21 protein-coding genes and 1 pseudogene are annotated in these 16,824 nt (G+C 57.4%); 21 read left to right on the plus strand and 1 reads right to left on the minus strand.

Translation table 11 applies throughout. The features are described 5' to 3' along the window. From DN824_RS22740 to DN824_RS18340, 3 genes and pseudogenes are all read left to right on the plus strand, one after another. Nucleotides 1–139, plus strand: a pseudogene (locus DN824_RS22740) (antirestriction protein ArdR); the annotation flags it as partial. A gap of 87 nt (nucleotides 140–226) precedes the next feature. After that, nucleotides 227–553: a hypothetical protein gene (locus tag DN824_RS18335; protein WP_058148352.1), complete on the plus strand. Its 327-nt coding sequence runs from the start codon at nucleotides 227–229 to the stop codon at nucleotides 551–553. 43 nt (nucleotides 554–596) lie between these two features. Continuing rightward, nucleotides 597–863 carry a hypothetical protein gene (locus tag DN824_RS18340; protein ID WP_125884080.1) on the plus strand — a complete coding sequence of 89 codons (267 nt, stop codon included), beginning with the start codon at nucleotides 597–599 and terminating at the stop codon, nucleotides 861–863. Nucleotides 864–926: 63 nt separating this feature from the next. Here the strand turns inward: DN824_RS18340 and DN824_RS18345 are convergent, their stop codons facing one another. After that, nucleotides 927–1,610, minus strand: a complete 684-nt coding sequence (locus tag DN824_RS18345; RefSeq protein WP_058148351.1) for a hypothetical protein — start codon at nucleotides 1,608–1,610, stop codon at nucleotides 927–929. 150 nt (nucleotides 1,611–1,760) lie between these two features. Between DN824_RS18345 and pilL2 the strand changes: the two genes are divergently transcribed. The 18 genes from pilL2 (at nucleotide 1,761) to DN824_RS18435 (ending at nucleotide 16,764) form a co-directional block, all read left to right on the plus strand. After that, on the plus strand, nucleotides 1,761–2,369 hold the full coding sequence (gene pilL2, locus DN824_RS18350; RefSeq protein ID WP_121498525.1) for a PFGI-1 class ICE element type IV pilus protein PilL2: 609 nt from the start codon (nucleotides 1,761–1,763) through the stop codon (nucleotides 2,367–2,369). Next, a complete protein-coding gene (locus tag DN824_RS18355) occupies nucleotides 2,366–3,094 on the plus strand; it encodes a hypothetical protein (protein ID WP_125884082.1) in 729 nt (242 codons plus the stop codon). Before pilL2 ends, DN824_RS18355 begins: the two co-directional genes overlap by 4 nt. 12 nt (nucleotides 3,095–3,106) lie before the next feature. Continuing rightward, nucleotides 3,107–3,853, plus strand: a complete 747-nt coding sequence (locus DN824_RS18360) for a TIGR03759 family integrating conjugative element protein (protein ID WP_121498523.1) — start codon at nucleotides 3,107–3,109, stop codon at nucleotides 3,851–3,853. Beyond that, nucleotides 3,850–4,404, plus strand: a complete 555-nt coding sequence (locus DN824_RS18365; protein ID WP_041015686.1) for a lysozyme family protein — start codon at nucleotides 3,850–3,852, stop codon at nucleotides 4,402–4,404. The genes DN824_RS18360 and DN824_RS18365 overlap by 4 nt, the downstream gene beginning before the upstream one ends. A gap of 47 nt (nucleotides 4,405–4,451) precedes the next feature. Further along, the gene (locus DN824_RS18370) at nucleotides 4,452–4,943 is read left to right on the plus strand and encodes an integrating conjugative element protein (protein WP_230387625.1); all 492 of its coding nucleotides are present in this window, start codon (nucleotides 4,452–4,454) and stop codon (nucleotides 4,941–4,943) included. Nucleotide 4,944: 1 nt separating this feature from the next. Further along, entirely contained in the window at nucleotides 4,945–7,113 is a 2,169-nt protein-coding gene (traD, locus tag DN824_RS18375; RefSeq protein WP_121498521.1) for a type IV conjugative transfer system coupling protein TraD, read from the plus strand. A gap of 281 nt (nucleotides 7,114–7,394) precedes the next feature. Beyond that, nucleotides 7,395–8,144 carry a TIGR03747 family integrating conjugative element membrane protein gene (locus DN824_RS18380; protein ID WP_041015688.1) on the plus strand — a complete coding sequence of 250 codons (750 nt, stop codon included), beginning with the start codon at nucleotides 7,395–7,397 and terminating at the stop codon, nucleotides 8,142–8,144. Between the two features lie 37 nt (nucleotides 8,145–8,181). Next, nucleotides 8,182–8,481 carry a hypothetical protein gene (locus DN824_RS18385; protein WP_041015689.1) on the plus strand — a complete coding sequence of 100 codons (300 nt, stop codon included), beginning with the start codon at nucleotides 8,182–8,184 and terminating at the stop codon, nucleotides 8,479–8,481. A 140-nt stretch (nucleotides 8,482–8,621) separates the two neighbouring features. Further along, nucleotides 8,622–8,969 carry an integrative conjugative element protein, RAQPRD family gene (locus DN824_RS18390; RefSeq protein WP_096780462.1) on the plus strand — a complete coding sequence of 116 codons (348 nt, stop codon included), beginning with the start codon at nucleotides 8,622–8,624 and terminating at the stop codon, nucleotides 8,967–8,969. Nucleotides 8,970–8,974: 5 nt separating this feature from the next. Beyond that, complete coding sequence (locus DN824_RS18395) at nucleotides 8,975–9,208, plus strand: TIGR03758 family integrating conjugative element protein (RefSeq protein ID WP_041015690.1); 234 nt, start codon at nucleotides 8,975–8,977, stop codon at nucleotides 9,206–9,208. 47 nt (nucleotides 9,209–9,255) lie between these two features. Next, nucleotides 9,256–9,642: a TIGR03745 family integrating conjugative element membrane protein gene (locus tag DN824_RS18400; protein ID WP_230387627.1), complete on the plus strand. Its 387-nt coding sequence runs from the start codon at nucleotides 9,256–9,258 to the stop codon at nucleotides 9,640–9,642. A 30-nt stretch (nucleotides 9,643–9,672) separates the two neighbouring features. Further along, nucleotides 9,673–10,080: a TIGR03750 family conjugal transfer protein gene (locus DN824_RS18405; protein ID WP_230387629.1), complete on the plus strand. Its 408-nt coding sequence runs from the start codon at nucleotides 9,673–9,675 to the stop codon at nucleotides 10,078–10,080. Next, the gene (locus DN824_RS18410) at nucleotides 10,080–10,742 is read left to right on the plus strand and encodes a PFL_4703 family integrating conjugative element protein (protein WP_041015691.1); all 663 of its coding nucleotides are present in this window, start codon (nucleotides 10,080–10,082) and stop codon (nucleotides 10,740–10,742) included. The genes DN824_RS18405 and DN824_RS18410 overlap by 1 nt, the downstream gene beginning before the upstream one ends. Before the next feature lie 89 nt (nucleotides 10,743–10,831). After that, the gene (locus DN824_RS18415; RefSeq protein WP_479688029.1) at nucleotides 10,832–11,647 is read left to right on the plus strand and encodes a TIGR03749 family integrating conjugative element protein; all 816 of its coding nucleotides are present in this window, start codon (nucleotides 10,832–10,834) and stop codon (nucleotides 11,645–11,647) included. Continuing rightward, the gene (locus tag DN824_RS18420) at nucleotides 11,634–13,127 is read left to right on the plus strand and encodes a TIGR03752 family integrating conjugative element protein (RefSeq protein ID WP_121498519.1); all 1,494 of its coding nucleotides are present in this window, start codon (nucleotides 11,634–11,636) and stop codon (nucleotides 13,125–13,127) included. The genes DN824_RS18415 and DN824_RS18420 overlap by 14 nt, the downstream gene beginning before the upstream one ends. Beyond that, nucleotides 13,108–13,536 carry a TIGR03751 family conjugal transfer lipoprotein gene (locus DN824_RS18425; protein ID WP_041015693.1) on the plus strand — a complete coding sequence of 143 codons (429 nt, stop codon included), beginning with the start codon at nucleotides 13,108–13,110 and terminating at the stop codon, nucleotides 13,534–13,536. The genes DN824_RS18420 and DN824_RS18425 overlap by 20 nt, the downstream gene beginning before the upstream one ends. 2 nt (nucleotides 13,537–13,538) lie before the next feature. Next, entirely contained in the window at nucleotides 13,539–16,451 is a 2,913-nt protein-coding gene (locus DN824_RS18430; protein ID WP_121498517.1) for a conjugative transfer ATPase, read from the plus strand. Nucleotides 16,452–16,458: 7 nt separating this feature from the next. Further along, a complete protein-coding gene (locus DN824_RS18435; RefSeq protein WP_230387631.1) occupies nucleotides 16,459–16,764 on the plus strand; it encodes a hypothetical protein in 306 nt (101 codons plus the stop codon). Nucleotides 16,765–16,824 lie beyond the last annotated feature (60 nt).

Genomic DNA, 16,824 nt, shown 5'->3' on the forward strand with positions numbered 1-16,824 from the left:
GAAAAACTGCTTGCGAGATGCGGGGCACGAGCAGCCTGGCGCGTATGCAGTGGACGAAGACGGTCACGTTTTCATCGCAGAAGGCGGCAATGAGTACGACGGAGCCAAATGCTGGGTCGCTGTCGGCACCTCAAACTGATCGAGGATAACGGCACCGCTCTAGCCCCGCATCGGCCTGGGCTGTAGGAGAGGAGCGATCTCCACCTCACTGAATCGAGGACTTGGTATGCAGCACAAAGGCGATTTGATCGTCAACGATCAGCAAGAAACCACCGGCCAAATTACCGGGACAACCTATGTCAAAGCTGGTGGGCTACTGATTGCCCGTGGCCAGCTTGCTGGCGGGCTGATTATTGAAGAGGGCGGTAAGGCGGTAGTCCATGGGCAGGTGTCTCGTAATGTCGTGAACCATGGAATGCTTGAACTGTTGGGGCAGGTTTCGGGGAAGGTCATTGGCAATGCTCCCGTTAACCAGCTGAAGCCGGAACAAATTGTCGGAGCGGATCTACAGGTCCCATTCCGAGGACGAACAATCTCCTGGACCTCTACCTGATGAACAAGGAAAACTCCATGAAAGACCCTGAGGAGAGGTTTCTATGAGCAATGCGGTAAGCGACGCCTTCGCCAGAATGCAGATTAAGATTGCCGGTTTTGCTGGTGGAAAAAAGGGAGTGGCAGCGGCGCGGTATCAACAGCTATGCGGCGAAATCGCAGGCCTCCGGGATAGCGGGGAAATAACCGACCAACAATATCTAGATCTGCTGGCTGAACTCGAAAACGCCTACCAACAGGTAAACGCAGCACCAGACGTTACAGAAACGCGTCGGCTGAATAAGGACTCAGGCAGTAGCTTCGAACCGTAGGGTAGGTTTAGGCGCCTTGCTAGCACCAGACCGGGCTATGGCCCGGTAATTACTAGCTCAAATTCAAATGGTGGAGAGGGCTGGCACTAACCTCATCAAGTCCATGCGGCCCATCATCCGTCCGTAATCCTCGGACCACTGGCAGTAGTTCTGGAAATCGCCGTCTATCAAGTCCGTCAGGGCTTTCTGATGGTAAACGAGGCCGGTCATCATCGGGATATGTCGGCGGACGACTGTACCCGGCTTGCCGGTGTAGAAAACCGCATCTTCAAAGGAAAGCGGTTTGCCTGCGCCCGCCTTCTTACGGTGTTGCGATGCCAAGATCGTAGCGTCGATAACCGAGCCGTTCTCCAGCGTGATCCATGCATGCGCATTGATTGGCTTGCCGGCGGGGCGACCCTCGACAGAATCGAGCTGATAGCCCTCCAGCACGTCCCGCAGCAGCTGCTCTGAGCTCACATTCACATATAGCCCGTCATTCAACTCAACATCGCCTACGGTAACGGTATGTCTGATCCTCAGATCAAACAGCACGTAGGACAGCTCTCGGGCCACACGGAAGCATTTCCCAGGCAGAACGTCAGTGTGAGGAAGGAACTCCGAAAAATCCTTCGCAATGGCTAACGCTACAGCCGGCAAGTCGATGAAGTGAGAGGGCTCTAGCTCTAGGGGGTAGTTCGATAAGCCACGCGAAACCGAGTTTGTCCGCTCCATTGCTTCGCGGAATAAACGGATGTACTCCTCCATCGGGATGTCGCTCTACAACTGGTCATGGGGGAGCGAAGATACAGCGGGACCTTCTCCAAAAAAATAGGAAGCGGCCGGTTTCGCATTGTTTGCTGCGATAAGAAACCCGCAGAGTCATCGTGCAAGCCATCTCGGAATGAGGGCTTACACATGGTTGATCCCAGACATTCGGCCGCAGCTGCCCGGGGCTGCATCCAGGCCGGCGCTCTGCTATTTGCGATTGCCCTTGCGGGCTGCGCCCAATCGACACATAGGTCAGAGTCTGGAGCATCAGCAGGGACTGGCAACGCCAGCCGCGTCCCTGAGCAAGTGCGGCCTGATCTCTATCCCAATGGGGCTGCGCCGGTACCGGAGCCGGTAGTGCGGTATGGACGGTACACACTGGTCAGTACCTCTCCCAGGGCTGAGCAGCGAGATCTGCTAAGTCAGATCATCGATGTCACCGTTCCGCAGTCGATGAACCCTAGCGTTCACGATGCAATGAGCTACGTGCTGCAACGCTCTGGATACCGTCTCTGCCCTGCGACTGATGAGATCAAGGTGCTTTACGGACTGCCCTTGCCGGCCTCGCAATATCAGCTTGGGCCTATGACGCTGCGGAATACTGTTCAGGTCCTTGCTGGACCCGCATGGCAGGTCATTGTCGACGAGGTCTCGCGCAACATCTGCTTCGAGAAGCGTCCAGGATATGAGCGTATCGCTACACCTACTCCGTTGGTGAATGCTTCTGCCACCCAAGTGGAAGGGGGTGCCCGATGACTCCCCCCATGGCGCCGGAGGAGCGCCGAGTAGCTGATCGTCGTGCTCAACCGAAGAAGTCGCCCGCTTTGCTAATCGCGATCGGGGCGGCGTTCGTTCTGCTAGCTGCTTGGGGTGGGGTTCAGCAATGGCAGATCGGGCGTTTATCCAGCGCGCAACAAGACAAGCGACTTGAGCTGCAGATCAAAGGAGTCAATGAGCACCTGGCCCTAGTGGACGAAGAGCTGACAGGCATTGTCGATCGCCAGAAACAGGTGCTGCAGCGGAGTGATTTCGAATCGGCACATGCCGCACTGACTCGGCAGTTCGAGACGCTCAAGAAGCAGGTCGAATCGCTCCGCAGTGACGACAGTACTGCTCGCGATCTGCTTGCCCTCACAGCGCAGATTGAGACCTTGCAGACCGGCATGGATGCGTTGGGCAAACGCGTAGCTGCACTCTCAGTGCGCAAACCACCAGCTCAAACCCAGCCTGTCTCACGTCCAACCCAGAAGAAGCCGGCACCGAAGCCCGTAGTACTCACTCCCCCCTTCGACGTGGTGGGGATTGAGGTGCGCGGCGGTGAACGATTTCTCTCTATCGCTCCTGTCGGTAGCACCAGGCTTGACCAGATCTCGCTGATCCGCCCCGGGGACATCAGGCAGTCCTGGAGGCTGGAACGAATCGGCACTAAAACCGCTGAGTTTGATGTGCGCGGGACCGAACAAGTCGTCTTTCTTCGATAGGTAGGAGCTCACATGCGCTTCGTTCGTATCCTCCCCCTGCTGCTTGCGCTCACCTCAACGGTTCACGCTGATGGTTCGTCCTCGACGATGGTGGACAGTCAAATCCGTAACACCGAGCTCGCACGCACCGCAGAGGAGAAAGCTGCCGAGTGGGGCCTGACGGCCGAGGATTGGAAGCGATACCAAGAGTTGATGGACGGGCCGAGGGGAATCTATTCGCCAGGCCTCGATCCGGTATCCGTGCTAGGTATCGAAGCGCGCACTGACGAGGAGCGCATGCATTACGCGCGGATTCAGGCACAGATGGAGACGCAGCGGATGCAGAAGGAGCTTCTGTATCAACGTGCTTACGACGAAGCTGTAGGCGTCGTTGTGCAAGGGCAGCAGGTGGTAAACCTCAAGCCTGAAAAGCCTATGTTCAGTAGCTCGGAAGCAAGGCTTCCCGCCTCTGGTGGGAGTGGCCGGCTAGCTCTCTTCGTGGCCAGTGATTGTGCTCCATGCGTTCAGAAGGCTATCGCTCTGCAGCGGTCAAACACTCCCTTTGATATATACGTGGTAGGCAGCGAAGGTGACGACTCTAAGGTTCGCAGCTGGGCACGAAGTGCTGGGATCGAGCCGGAGAGGGTCCGTAGCCGGCAAATCACTCTTAACCACGACGAAGGGCGCTGGGCGGAACTACAAGAGAGTTCGGACGCAAAACTCGGTACTGACTTGCCGTTGGCCCTCAGATTCGCCAACGGAAAGTGGGTGCTCCAATGAGGACATTTGCGAGCCTCGCGCTTACGGGATTGCTGGCCCCGGCGATCTTTGCTGCGGAAACCCCTCCGCCTGCCTATCAGCTGGCCGCGCAGTCGGTTGGTGTGCCGTCACCAGTGTTGTTCTCCCTCGCCCTGCAGGAGTCAGGGACGAGGCTTAACGGGCGATACATTCCTTGGCCGTGGACATTGAACATTGCTGGTGAGCCGTACCGGTTCGCCACTCGCAGTGCTGCCTGCACTGCTCTGCTCATCGGTATCCAGGAAGTCGGCGCCAAGCGAGTCGACGCAGGGATAGGCCAGGTGAACATCGGTTGGAACGGCCATCATTTCAAGACTCCGTGCGATGCACTGGACCCTTATCAAAACCTACTGGTAAGCGCGCAAATCTTGCGGGGCTGGTACGACGAAACAGGTGACTGGACTGCCGCTGCTGGTAAATACCATCGTCCTGCAGGTGGCGAGGCCGCCGCGCGTTACCGCCTTGCGTTCGGTAAACAGCTTCAGCGCGTCGCAGGAGACAAGCTGACGACTCTAGTGGTGACGAACCCATGAAAACGGCGACTCATTCCAGGGGGGGCCTCCCTACGCGTCGTGCTCGCATGTCGTTATGCATTGGCGGAGCGCTGGCACTGGCCTGCGGGTTTGCTACTGCGGATTTGAAGGTGATCGAGGACCGTGGAGGCGAGGATGCTTCCCGCTATTACGAAGCGCTAGGCGGCAAGCCCGCAGCCAGGGGGCAGGAGCAACCCCTGCGACAAATTTCCGAAGCGAACATGCTCCCAGTTCGCGCTCAGCGCGTCACCCCAGGTCGGGTCCAGAGGAGAGAGATAAATGCCCCGGGTCTGCGGCCCTTCTTCATGGTTGGCGATGATGACCTGTCGAGACAGTGGCTCGTTGAGCGAAGCGAGGCGTTGAGCGCCATGGGAGCCGTGGGCATGGTCGTGAATGTGGAAACAGCTGGGCGACTCGCTCAGTTGAGGGCGCTAGCTCCTGACTTGAGGATGGTGCCGGCCGCGGGAGATGACGTTGCCGAGCGTTTGGGGCTCGACCATTACCCCGTCCTGATTACTGCCAAAAGCGTAGAGCAATAACATGCCAGTCAAACAACACGCGATAGAGGCGCTACTGAGGCCTCCCGTTGAGCTTTATACGGTGTTCGTCTGTTTCTGCGGCGCCTTCCTGAGCATCTACTCACCATGGGCGCTCGCTTTGTCACCGGAGTTCGGTTACGTCACTGCGGTTTTCTTCCTTGCCTTTGGGGGCGTCCGACTGAGGCAAGGGCTGACTGTGCTCCGGTACCAACGCAACATACGTCGCCTCCCCCGCTACGTGATGACTAGTAAGCAGGTTCCGGTCAGTAACAAGCGTCTTTTCATTGGCCGTGGCTTTCGGTGGGAGCAGAAGCATACCCAACGGCTGATACAGACCTTCCGACCTGAGTACCGCAACTACGTCGAGCCTCGCAGCTCATACCTCTTCGCAAGACGGCTGGAGGAAAAGCTTGAGCGGGCGCCTTTCCCCATAAGTCTGTTGCCGAAGCTGACGAGCTGGGATGTTTGGTGCAATCCCGTGCGCCCCCTCCCGCCTGTCGGAGGGAGCCCTCGCCTCCACGGCATAGAGCCAGACGAGGTTGAGGTTTCGCTTCCACTTGGCGAGCGGGTTGGCCATACCTTGGTACTCGGCACGACTCGCGTCGGCAAGACCCGCCTTGCAGAGGTGTTCGTCACCCAGGATATACGTCGAGGCGAAGTGACGATCGTCTTTGATCCAAAAGGCGATGCGGATCTGCTCAAGCGAATGTACATCGAGGCCAAGCGTGCCGGCAGGCTCGGCGAATTCTACGTCTTTCACCTTGGGTGGCCTGACCACTCTGCCAGGTACAACGCTGTTGGCCGCTTCGGACGTATCTCCGAGGTGGCAAGCAGGATCGCCGGTCAGCTGCCGAGCGAAGGCAACAGCGCTGCGTTCAAGGAGTTCTCCTGGCGGTTCGTGAACATCATTGCGAGAGCTCTAAACGAGCTGGGTCAGCGGCCTGACTACACAAAGATCCAGCGACACGTCATCAACATCGAGGGTTTGTTTCTGGAGTACAGCCAAAAGTACTTCGACAGCCGAGACCCGAAGGCCTGGGAAAAGATTGTGGCGATCGAGGGGAAGCTCAACGACAAGAACATCCCGTTCAACATGAAGGGCAAGCCGATTCGGGTTGTTGCGATCGATCAGTACCTGTCCCAGACGCGAGTCGAGGATCCGGTAATGGATGGGTTGCGGAGCGCAGTGCGCTACGACAAGACCTATTTCGACAAGATCGTCGCTTCCCTGCTCCCCTTGTTGGAGAAGCTGACCACTGGGCGGATGGCTGAGCTCATATCGCCGGACTACAACGATTTGAACGATCCGCGGCCGATCTTTGACTGGATGCAGATCGTCCGAAAGCGCGGAGTCGTGTACATCGGACTGGATGCGCTATCCGACCCTGAGGTAGCAGCGGCTGTTGGCAACTCCATGTTTTCGGATCTGGTTTCGGTTGCGGGCCACATCTACAAGTACGGCGTCGATGATGGTTTGCCAGGGGCAGATGGGGGGTCTAAAACGCCGATCAACCTCCACGCGGACGAGTTCAACGAACTCATGGGCAATGAGTTCATTCCCATGATCAACAAGGGTGGCGGTGCTGGAATCCAAGTCACCGCTTATACCCAGACCATGAGCGATATCGAGGCGAAGATCGGCAACAAAGCCAAAGCAGGCCAGGTGATCGGTAACTTCAACAACCTCTTCATGCTTCGCGTTCGCGAAACCGCCACCGCAGAGCTACTGACCAGCCAGTTAAGCAAGGTTGATGTCTACACCACCACGCAGGTCAGTGGTGCCACCGATACCTCAGATCCCACTGGTAACACCGCGTTTACCTCTCAAACTCAGGACCGCGTGAGCACGGTCACGGTCCCGCTCATCGAGCCCTCAAACGTGGTGAGCCTGCCGAAAGGCCAAGCGTTTGCCTTGATCGAGGGGGGGAACCTTTGGAAGGTCCGTATGCCTCTCCCAGCGTCCGATCCGGATGAGGATATGCCGAAGGACTTACAGGCTTTGGCCGGGTATATGAGGAAAAACTACCTGGACGGTGGCGACTGGTGGAACGGGTCTGGATTCGCTTCACCGATCGCGAATGCGTTGCCTGATGACCTTGAATTGGACCAGGGAGATGTCGCGCAGTCAGTGGTGATGCCTGAGCAGACGCAGCAGGAGCCGAGCGCATGATGATGCAACCCCAAACTCCTACCCGTTCTGAGATCCGACTCGTTGAACTTGCGGCCGAAGCGAATGCACCGTTGTCTTTCGCGCTGGTTCGACTCGTTGGTTTAGCGCGTCTGGGTTGGCTCGATGGGCAGACATTGTTCGATCAGCTGAATCGCCAGGGTTTGGCCCCGGAATGGGTTAGGCGAAACCTCTCCCCGGCAATACGCGTGGTAGATCCCGTTGCCGGCCAAGTGGTTCTGCGCTGCGAAACGGCTGTCGTCACAATACATTAGGACCCCGCCATGGCTGACCTGGCAAACACTGCACAGCAACAACAGATCAGAGAACAAGGTTGGTTAGGGAAGACGATCTCTCTCCCCTTCCGCTTCATCGGGGTGATGCTGCTATCTCTGTTTCTCAGCGTCATTTTTGAATGGATCGGCCTCTACTTCTTCTGGGGTGATCAGGGGTGGCACCACGCCCGCGACATGATGTTCCTTGAGCTGGACTGGATTTCGGAAGACTTCACAAACAGCCTCATCCTCGAGGAGCCAGGGCTGACAGCAAGCCAACTGATTGAGGCTGCATACAAGGCAGGCTTTGAAGATACCGGCATCGTGGAGTTCTTCCATGGCCAATCCGAGGCCTACCATCTAGAGAGCTTACGGGGCGACGGAAGCTTCGACCAAGCGATCGGCTCGGCCATGGTGCTAATCGAAGACTATGCCTTGGCTGCTGTGTTTTCCGTTCTCACATTTCTCGTTCGGCTGATTGTGCTAACCCTGACCACGCCATTGTTCCTGATGGCTATCGCGGTCGGCTTGGTAGACGGTCTGGTCCGAAGGGACATTCGCAGGTTCGGCGCAGGATTGGAGTCTGGTTTCGTCCATCACAGAGCCAGGGCGACCATAAAACCCTTGGCGGTAGCGCCGTGGCTGATCTACCTCTCGATGCCAGTTAGCATCAGCCCCCTTCTGATTCTGTTGCCCTGCGCTGCCCTTCTTGCCCTCGCAGTGAGCGTTACGGTTGGCAGCTTCAAGAAGTACCTGTGATGGGTGTTGCGGGCCGCAACATGACGAGGAACAAACGATGGCGCGCTATGAATACCGAACGCATTTCGAACCGCTGACCTATCAGCAGGAAACAATCGGGCGGCTGATGTTTAAGCAGTCCAGAGAAGACTTTGGCGCACCTCAGGGTGCTGCATTCGCACTCCGGAGTCAGGAGCAGATTTTATCCGCCTTTGGCGAGGACGGGTGGGAATTGGTTTCCACTGAGGCTGTATGGAGGGCGGTTGGGCTGGCTGGGAACAATCAATCAGATCAGCCGGGTAACGGGCACTGCGTCGTTGACGGCTATCTTTTCTTCTTCAAGAAACAGCTGCCCTAGTTCGGGCTTCAGCGCGTCAACAAACCGGTCAACACTTTTCTTTCACGTCAATAAATAGGTGAACCGCGTAGATCGCATTTCCTGCGGATAAACCCGCAGAGGCTTGGCAACCTGACAATCAATGTCACGCCAGGATTCAGATGATGACGATCAATGAGGCCCCTCTCCGAAAGCTTACAGCGCCATTGCTCCTCGCCTCGGCACTTCTGCTTTCCCCTCTTTGCTCAGCCGCCGGGTCGGCAAATGAGCAGGCGAATCTGGAACTCATTCTTCGTCAGCTGAGCATGATCGAGAAGGTTGCGCAGAAAAGCGCAGAGCTGCCTGCCGCCGAGGGCGACCGTTATCACTTTGATTACGAGCGTCTGCTTGAGGACCTCGGCCAGGTGCGGTCCGGTATCCAAGGCTACCTCTCGCCTGCTCGCGCTCAGCCACGTGATCCCGGCCAGCTTTCTGGCCATTACACCCGTACTGGGTCTGACAAGCCGTGAGCGCGATGACAACGGCGCAGAGCGCTGCCTTCAAGGCAACGGGCGGCTTTGCTGCTGACAAGCTTTCGGATCTGGTCGTTGGGATCGTCCTAGCTGTACTGCTGCTCTGGGGCGCATGGGCAGTCACGACTGCCTACAAGGGCTGGGCTAGGGGGCAGGTGGAAAAGTCCGCGCTGGCGTCCCTGGTGGCGCGGTTCGCGATGATCTACCTGCTCCTGCTCGCGCTACTGGTCTCTTAAACCGATTTTTAGCTGTGTCACCCAACCAATGCCCAAGGAGGCATCTCATGAAAGCAACCGCGCGTATCTCACCAATGGCCCGTGTAAGCGACTGGGTAGGCTCGAAGAAGAACCAGGGGCTGCTGCTTGCCTCGATCGGAATGGGTGCGATGACCTCCGCACGCGCCGATCTACCAGAGGTCGAGCAGCCATCCCGTGGAGGCAGTGGAATCCTCGAGCTTTGGCAGAACTACGGCTATGACGTGATCCTGCTGCTGGCTCTTGCTGTTTGCAGCATCGCCTTCCTTGGCGTGGCCTATCACTCATTCAACGTGTATGGCGAAGTCCAGACGCGGAAGGCTACATGGGGTCAATTCGGGGCAACCGTCGGCGTCGGCGGCATCTTGCTCGTACTGGTCATCTGGATGGTCACCAAAGCCTCCGAGATCCTTTGACGATAGCTCCTGCTCCCGAGGACAGATCCAATGATGGACAGTCATGACCCGATCAGCTTCACATCAGAGGGCACGGTGAATTTTCTGCCGAACCGCCTCAACAGGCAGCCCATTGTTGTGCTGGGTTTGACGGCCAATGAGCTGTTCTTCGTAGGGCTGTCCTCGGCGATTGCAGGCCTGGTTCTCGGCGTTCCTTTCGCCATCGTTTTCTCTTCCATTGCCATGGTCCCGACAGTAGCGCTCGTAGCGGTGTTTCTGGGCATCGGCTTGGGCGGGCGAGTGCTGCGGAGGGTGAAACGAGGCCGGCCGGACGATTGGTTCTACCGCAATCTTCAGTGGCGGATCGCAAACCGCTTTCCTCTGCTGATGGCATGGACGGGTGGGCAGGATCTGATCAAGCGCTCAGGGGTCTGGTATCACCGGCGAGGGGAAAGATAGTGAGCAGAGTCAGAAACGAGGTGCGCCGCCTCGAGGGGCACGTGACCTCACTGAGAATTGCGTTGCTCTTGGTAAGCATGCTTGCTGCCTATGGCATCTACGGTATGAAGACAGCGCCGGACAGCCTGAATATTCACGTGCCGCCTGATCTCCGGTCAGGTAGCTCGCGTATGTGGTGGGACATTCCGCCGGAGAATATCTACGCGTTCACCAGCTACATCTTCCAGCAGCTCAATAGCTGGCCGGCCGATGGAGCCAAAGACTACAAGCGAAATATCCACGCTTTACAGAATTACCTCACTCCAGCTTGCAAGGTGTTCCTTGAAGGTGACTACGAGTTTCGTAACAAAAACAATGAGTTGAAAGGTCGGGTCCGTGGTGTTTATGAGCTGCCTGGCCGGGGCTATGCCGATGACGAGGCTCTGCGAGTACAGCAGCAGTCGATTAACGACTGGATCGTCAATCTCGATCTGGCAACGGACGAGTACTACTCCTCCGAGCCGGTGAAGCGGACCTTCGTTCGCTATCCGATTCGAGTCGTTCGCCTGGACAAGGACGCGGAAAAGAACCCGTGGGGGTTGGCCCTGGACTGCTACTCAAGCGCGCCGATGCGTATCGCAACTCCTGATGAACAAGCTGCAACATCCACGGAGGTCAAGTGATGGCTCGGACACAATTGCGCTTGCGCACGAGGCGGCTGCTGGCCTGGCTGGTGGTGATCGCCAGCGGCTCGGCTAATGCAGTAGAGATTATGCGGTGGGAGCGCTTGCCTCTGGCCGTACACCTTCAGGTTGGACAGGAGCGCATTATCTTTGTCGATCAAAATGTGCGCGTCGGCATCCCATCTTCCATTCGCGATGATGTCCGTGTGCAGAGTGCTAGCGGTGCCATTTACCTGCTGGCCTCCAAGCCGATCGAACCGACACGGATACAACTTCAGTCTGCAACCACTGGTGAACTGATCCTCGTCGACATTGCTGCCACTGCCGCGGAGGACGGAGCACCGGAGCTTGAGCCGGTGAAGATTGTGCGGGGGGATACCGCACCGGAGCGTTATGGCAGAGCTTCTGACAGCAGTGATGAAGTAGAAGAGGACGAAGCAGGGCCAGCGGAGCTTACTAAGCAGCCGCGAGAAACGCCGATTCCGGTAGTGCTTACCCGCTATGCAGCCCAGTCGTTGTACGCGCCTCTGCGGACGGTGGAGCCGGTCGAAGGCATTGCCCAGGTCAACATACATCCCCGTCTCGATCTATCAACGCTTGCGCCTTCATTGCCTGTTCGAGCACGAGCCCTGGCAGCGTGGCGGCTAAGTGATTACTGGGTCACTGCCGTGAAGCTCACCAACATGTCTGCGCACCCTGTCGATCTGGACCCGCGTGCTCTGCAGGGTGACCTGCAGACAGCTACCTTCCAGCATTCCTTTTTGGGGCGGCGAGGAAATCCAAGCGATACGACGGTGGTTTACCTGGTCACTAGAGGTCGCGACCTCGCCAAGTCAGTCCTGCCAACCCTGAGCCAGGTGGACTCGGCCAGCAATCTGGGAGGGGCCAACCATGGCGATAAATAAATCAACTGGACTCCTCAAGTGGCTCGCTGCAGGTGTTGCGGTGGTGTTGGTATTGGCCATCGTGAAAGTCATCAACAACGGCAAAGTCGACAAGGCGAGCACAGACGTTGTCGAGGTTCCGGTGCTCTCTGAGGAAGAGATGGAAAACCTGGGCATCCAGGGCGACACGCCACAGGACACCGTGGCCACCCTGGTGGGCCAAGTCAAAGCCATGCGTACCGAGATGAAAACAGCTCAAGCGGCAAATGAAGAGTTGATGAAAGAGAACAAACGGCTCAGGGCTCGTGAGCGTGACATCGACTCCCGCATCGCAACTGGCCTGGCTGGGGAGCGCGCCAAGATTAAGGATGACCGTGAGGAGGTAGAAAGGGCAAAGAAAGAAGCTCGAAGCCTGCTCGATAAGTTCCGAAGCGCGTATGAGAACCGCCTGCCCGGCAGCAAGGACGAGAAAGAACTACCTGTGGGCTTTGGGTTGAAGGAGGGAGAAGGATCGGAGTTCGCCAGCGACGGCGAGAGCATGGTTTGGATCGAGCCGTCGGACCAGCGCCAGGCAGACCCGAAGGCGGGCGGTTCTTCTAGGGCGAAGAGTGACAGCTACAGTTTCCCTACCAGCTTTGGCGAAGCCGTCGATAGCACTCAAGCGAAGCTGAACACTGGAGTAGCGAAGACCCCCGGGGGGGCGAAGAAAAAGGAGGTCAAGCCGGTATACACCGTGCCTCAGAACTCCACGCTGATGGGTTCCACGGCCATGACCGCTCTGATTGGTCGGGTACCGATCGATGGAACAGTGAATGACCCATATCCGTTCAAGGTCATCGTCGGCGCAGAAAACCTTACTGCCAATGGAATTGATCTGCCTGAGGTTGCCGGCGCGGTCGTCAGTGGCACAGCGACCGGTGACTGGACTCTGTCGTGCGTACGAGGTCAGGTCCGCAGCATCACCTTTGTATTTAACGATGGAACTGTACGCACCCTCCCTACCCCTGAGGATGCAGCTCAGGCTAAGAGCGGAACCAACCAGACTAATGGCCGGCAGCTGGATCAGATTCAGGGAGGACTGGGCTGGATCAGTGACCCATACGGCATTCCGTGTATCGCGGGAGAGCGTAAGAGCAACGCTAAACAATACATCGGCACGCAGAGCCTCGTGACTGCTGCAGGGGCCGGTGTCGCCACCCTTCTCGGAAACCAAGACGAAAGCAAAAGTGGAACAGCCGTCTTCGGGAGCACCGGTTCAGGCCAGTTCGCTTCATCCACCGTAACCGGTAACCAGGCGATGCAGCAGATCCTCAGCAGCGGCGTGAGCGATATCTCGGACTGGGTTAACAAGCTCTATGGAGAAGCCTTCGCAGCCATCTACGTGCAGCCCAACGCCAAGGTCGCTATCCACATCGATCAAGAATTGCAGATCGATTATGAAATCAAGGGCCGCAAGGTCCGGTACGCAATGGGGGCTACTCATGCTTCGACGCTCGATTGAGATTGCAGCGGTGATCGCTGTGATAGCTGCTGCACTACAAGGCTGCACGACCACCAAGGACGAGATGCTGCCTCATGGGGACGAGACGATGATGGACGTCTGGATGCACAGCACTGGAGGAGGTGCAGGGGGCATAGGCGAGCGAAAGCTGCTGGACGCGAGACAGGATCTTCGCCGGGCGATATCGACATCCGATTCGGTTCAGGAGGAAAACGCCAGATATACGCGAACGGCTCAGAATGAGATTTATAGCCAGTTCAAGCGCCTGCCCAACCCTGACCTGGTTATGTATGTGTATCCGCACCTTGCTGGGACCGATCCGGCTCCGATCCCAGGTTACAGCACGGTGTTCCCGTTGTATCAGCGGGTTCAATACGCAATGCCAGGTGAGCGGACCGAGGACTACTGACCATGACGAGCCAAGCAAAATTTTCGCTGGGTAAGCTGTTTGCACTGGGGCAGGGGCGCGCTCAACGGGGAGCTGCGCGCCCGGATGCTTGGGAGGAACATCTCGCGAAGCTACGTGAGCGTGGCATCCCTGAGCCAGGCGAAGCAGTTGAAGGCGATCGGAGCGCTGTGTCGGAGGCGGACTATCGCCGAGCATACGACGTGCCACCTTCGTTTGTCCGTATGCTGCCGTGGGCTGAGTACTTGCCCGATAGCGAGTGCATGCTTCTCGAAGATGCAGTCTCGGTAGCAGCGTTCTTTGAACTCTCTGCAGTCGGCACTGAAGGACGGGAGCCCGATTGGCTCCGCGCAGTGCGGGATGGGCTCGAGAATGCCCTGCAGGACAGCTTTGACGAACACGATGATCAGAATTGGGTGTGCCAGTTCTATGCACGAGAGGATACGAACTGGGACCCCTTCACTGAGCGTCTAGCGAACTACATCCAACCACGTGCGAAGGGTACGAAATTCACCGAAAGCTACTTACGTGACTTCGCTCACCACCTCAAGGGCGTCTCTCGACCGGGTGGATTGTTCGAAGATACGGCCGTCTCCCGATTACCGTGGCGTGGGCAGATGCGCCAAGTGCGGATGGTGATTTACCGGCGAGCCAACGGTAGTACAGCTCGACGTGGCCAGGCTCCAGAAGATGAGCTGAACACCATTTGTGATCGACTAGTGGGCGGGCTGGCCAACTCGAATGTACGCGCCACACGCATGAACGAAGCGAAAATTCATGATTGGCTGCTGCGCTGGTTCAACCCTAACCCCAAGCTGCTGGATGATAAGGACGAGTTTTATCGTCTAACCGCTTACCCTGAAACCACCGAACCAGGAGAGCTTGAGCTAGCTACCGGCAGGGACTTTTCCGATCGCCTTTTCTTCAACCAGCCCATCTCCGACGTCCAGAACGGGGTTTGGTATTTCGACGACATGCCTCACCGCGTCGTGATGGTCGATAGGTTGCGCAATGCCCCAAAAATCGGCCATCTCACAGGGGAGACCAAGAAAGGGGGGGACGCGATCAATGCCCTGTTCGATCAGATGCCTGAGGACACGACCTTGTGCATCACGATGGTTGTTACCCCGCAAGACATCCTTGAGGACAAGCTCAATTACCTAGGGAAAAAGTCCGTTGGCGACACCCTGGCTTCTTCTCAGGCACGCGAAGACATCGATCGAGCCCGAACGATTCTCGGCAGCTCCCATAAGCTTTACCAATGCAGCATAGGCTTCTACATTCGCGGCAATGACTTCCAGCAGCTGGACGACCGCACGCTACAGCTGCATAACGTGCTGCTGAACAACGGCCTACTGCCGGTACGAGAGCATGATGAAGTAGCACCGCTTAACAGCTATTTACGGTGGCTCCCAGCCTGCTTTGACCCATCGGTGAAAAACGCTGAATGGTACACGCGCCTCATGTTCGTCCAGCACGTCGCCAATCTGTGTCCCGTTTGGGGACGGAGTGAGGGCACAGGGCATCCTGGCTTTACAGTGTTCAATCGTGGCGGCGGACCGGTCACGTTCGATCCGCTCAACCCGCTCGATCGACAGATGAACGCTCACCTGTTCCTGTTCGGTCCGACGGGCGCGGGCAAATCAGCAACGCTAAACTCGCTGATCCATCAGGTGCTGGCTATCTATCGCCCTCGGATTTTCATCGTAGAAGCCGGAAACTCCTTTGGGCTGACTGGGGACTATGCGGCCCGGATGGGGCTTACCGTAAACCGAGTCAAGCTTGCTCCAGGCACCGGGGTCAGCTTGGCTCCCTTTGCAGACGCCACGAAGCTGCTTACGCCCGAACAGCAAAACCGGCTGAACGTCGAAGAAGAGGATCTCGAGGACGATCTCCAAAGTCGTGGTAAGAACACCCCCGCTCAAAGCTCTGATGACGATGACGAGCGAGACATCCTAGGAGAGCTGGAAATTACAGCTCGGCTCATGATCACAGGGGGCGAAGCCAAAGAAGACGCTCGCATGTCCCGGGCTGATCGAAGCGCGATCCGCCAGTGCATATTGAAAGCGGCAGAACGCTGCCAGCGCGAAGGTCGAACCGTGCTGACACAGGACGTGAGGGATGCCCTTCATGCGGCGGGACGTGACGAGTCGATGCCAGAGTCCCGACGGCACCGTATGCTTGAGATGGGCGACGCAATGGATATGTTCTGCCAGGGCGCTGATGGCTCCATGTTCAATCGTGAAGGCACTCCTTGGCCCGAGGCTGACATCACTATTGTCGACCTTGCCACGTATGCCCGGGAGGGCTACGGAGCACAGCTCTCCATCGCATATATCTCGCTCATCAACACGGTGAACAACATCGCAGAGCGCGATCAATACCTCGGGCGTCCGATCATCAACGTGACGGACGAGGGACATATCATCACCAAGAACCCCCTGCTCTCGCCCTACGTGGTGAAGATCACCAAGATGTGGCGGAAGTTGGGGGCTTGGTTCTGGCTGGCTACTCAGAACGTCGACGACTTGCCCCCTGAAGCCGCGCCGATGTTGAACATGATCGAGTGGTGGATCTGCCTGAGCATGCCGCCAGATGAGGTCGGCAAGATCGCACGTTTCCGTGAGCTGAACGAATCGCAGAAAGCCTTGATGCTCTCGGCCCGCAAGGAGAAGCACAAATATGCCGAAGGTGTTGTTCTCAGCAAGTCCATGGAGCTGTTATTCCGTACCGTGCCGCCGAGCCTGTACCTGGCTCTCGCAATGACGGAGCCGGACGAAAAGAACGAGCGTTATCGGATCATGAACGAACATGGTTGCGAGGAAGTGGATGCGGCGATCCTCATGGCGGAACGCATAGATAAAGCGCGCGGCCTTGAGATCATCAAGCGGGACAATGCGGGGGGACAGTATGAGTAGTCGAGCTATGGACACTGTAACCCAGGAGCTGATCGACACTTTGACTGATCTGCTTCGTGAGCATCCGGCTGCAGCTTTGCAATCGCTGCAAGTCGGGGCTCCCGCGCTGATTGACTCGTTACAGGTTGTACGAAGTTTTGCTGTCGATCGTCGTGAAATAAGCGCCTCTCTTGTCGAGAACCTCAAGGAGTGGCTCGCTCGACACCCTCAACCGGATGACGCCTCAGAGGAGCTACTTCAAATCAGAGCCACTCTGGACCTCCCCGAAATCCGCCTGCCGGCATGTACTGCCAATTTGCCGGTTTGCCGGTAAACCGGCACTGATCGAAGGGGCCGCAGGCCCCTTTTCTCATCGCAACGCCCCCCAAGAAAA

The sequence above is a fragment of the Stutzerimonas nosocomialis genome, from assembly GCF_005876855.1.
Taxonomy (GTDB): domain Bacteria; phylum Pseudomonadota; class Gammaproteobacteria; order Pseudomonadales; family Pseudomonadaceae; genus Stutzerimonas; species Stutzerimonas nosocomialis.

Coding starts and splice junctions, on each gene's coding strand:
- DN824_RS18335 (WP_058148352.1), top strand. CDS start 227: ATGCAGCACAAAGGCGATTTGATCGTCAACGATCAGCAAGAAACCACC.
- DN824_RS18340 (WP_125884080.1), top strand. CDS start 597: ATGAGCAATGCGGTAAGCGACGCCTTCGCCAGAATGCAGATTAAGATT.
- DN824_RS18345 (WP_058148351.1), bottom strand. CDS start 1,610: ATGGAGGAGTACATCCGTTTATTCCGCGAAGCAATGGAGCGGACAAAC.
- pilL2 (WP_121498525.1), top strand. CDS start 1,761: ATGGTTGATCCCAGACATTCGGCCGCAGCTGCCCGGGGCTGCATCCAG.
- DN824_RS18355 (WP_125884082.1), top strand. CDS start 2,366: ATGACTCCCCCCATGGCGCCGGAGGAGCGCCGAGTAGCTGATCGTCGT.
- DN824_RS18360 (WP_121498523.1), top strand. CDS start 3,107: ATGCGCTTCGTTCGTATCCTCCCCCTGCTGCTTGCGCTCACCTCAACG.
- DN824_RS18365 (WP_041015686.1), top strand. CDS start 3,850: ATGAGGACATTTGCGAGCCTCGCGCTTACGGGATTGCTGGCCCCGGCG.
- DN824_RS18370 (WP_230387625.1), top strand. CDS start 4,452: ATGTCGTTATGCATTGGCGGAGCGCTGGCACTGGCCTGCGGGTTTGCT.
- traD (WP_121498521.1), top strand. CDS start 4,945: ATGCCAGTCAAACAACACGCGATAGAGGCGCTACTGAGGCCTCCCGTT.
- DN824_RS18380 (WP_041015688.1), top strand. CDS start 7,395: ATGGCTGACCTGGCAAACACTGCACAGCAACAACAGATCAGAGAACAA.
- DN824_RS18385 (WP_041015689.1), top strand. CDS start 8,182: ATGGCGCGCTATGAATACCGAACGCATTTCGAACCGCTGACCTATCAG.
- DN824_RS18390 (WP_096780462.1), top strand. CDS start 8,622: ATGATGACGATCAATGAGGCCCCTCTCCGAAAGCTTACAGCGCCATTG.
- DN824_RS18395 (WP_041015690.1), top strand. CDS start 8,975: ATGACAACGGCGCAGAGCGCTGCCTTCAAGGCAACGGGCGGCTTTGCT.
- DN824_RS18400 (WP_230387627.1), top strand. CDS start 9,256: ATGAAAGCAACCGCGCGTATCTCACCAATGGCCCGTGTAAGCGACTGG.
- DN824_RS18405 (WP_230387629.1), top strand. CDS start 9,673: ATGATGGACAGTCATGACCCGATCAGCTTCACATCAGAGGGCACGGTG.
- DN824_RS18415 (WP_479688029.1), top strand. CDS start 10,832: ATGCGGTGGGAGCGCTTGCCTCTGGCCGTACACCTTCAGGTTGGACAG.
- DN824_RS18420 (WP_121498519.1), top strand. CDS start 11,634: ATGGCGATAAATAAATCAACTGGACTCCTCAAGTGGCTCGCTGCAGGT.
- DN824_RS18425 (WP_041015693.1), top strand. CDS start 13,108: ATGCTTCGACGCTCGATTGAGATTGCAGCGGTGATCGCTGTGATAGCT.
- DN824_RS18430 (WP_121498517.1), top strand. CDS start 13,539: ATGACGAGCCAAGCAAAATTTTCGCTGGGTAAGCTGTTTGCACTGGGG.
- DN824_RS18435 (WP_230387631.1), top strand. CDS start 16,459: ATGGACACTGTAACCCAGGAGCTGATCGACACTTTGACTGATCTGCTT.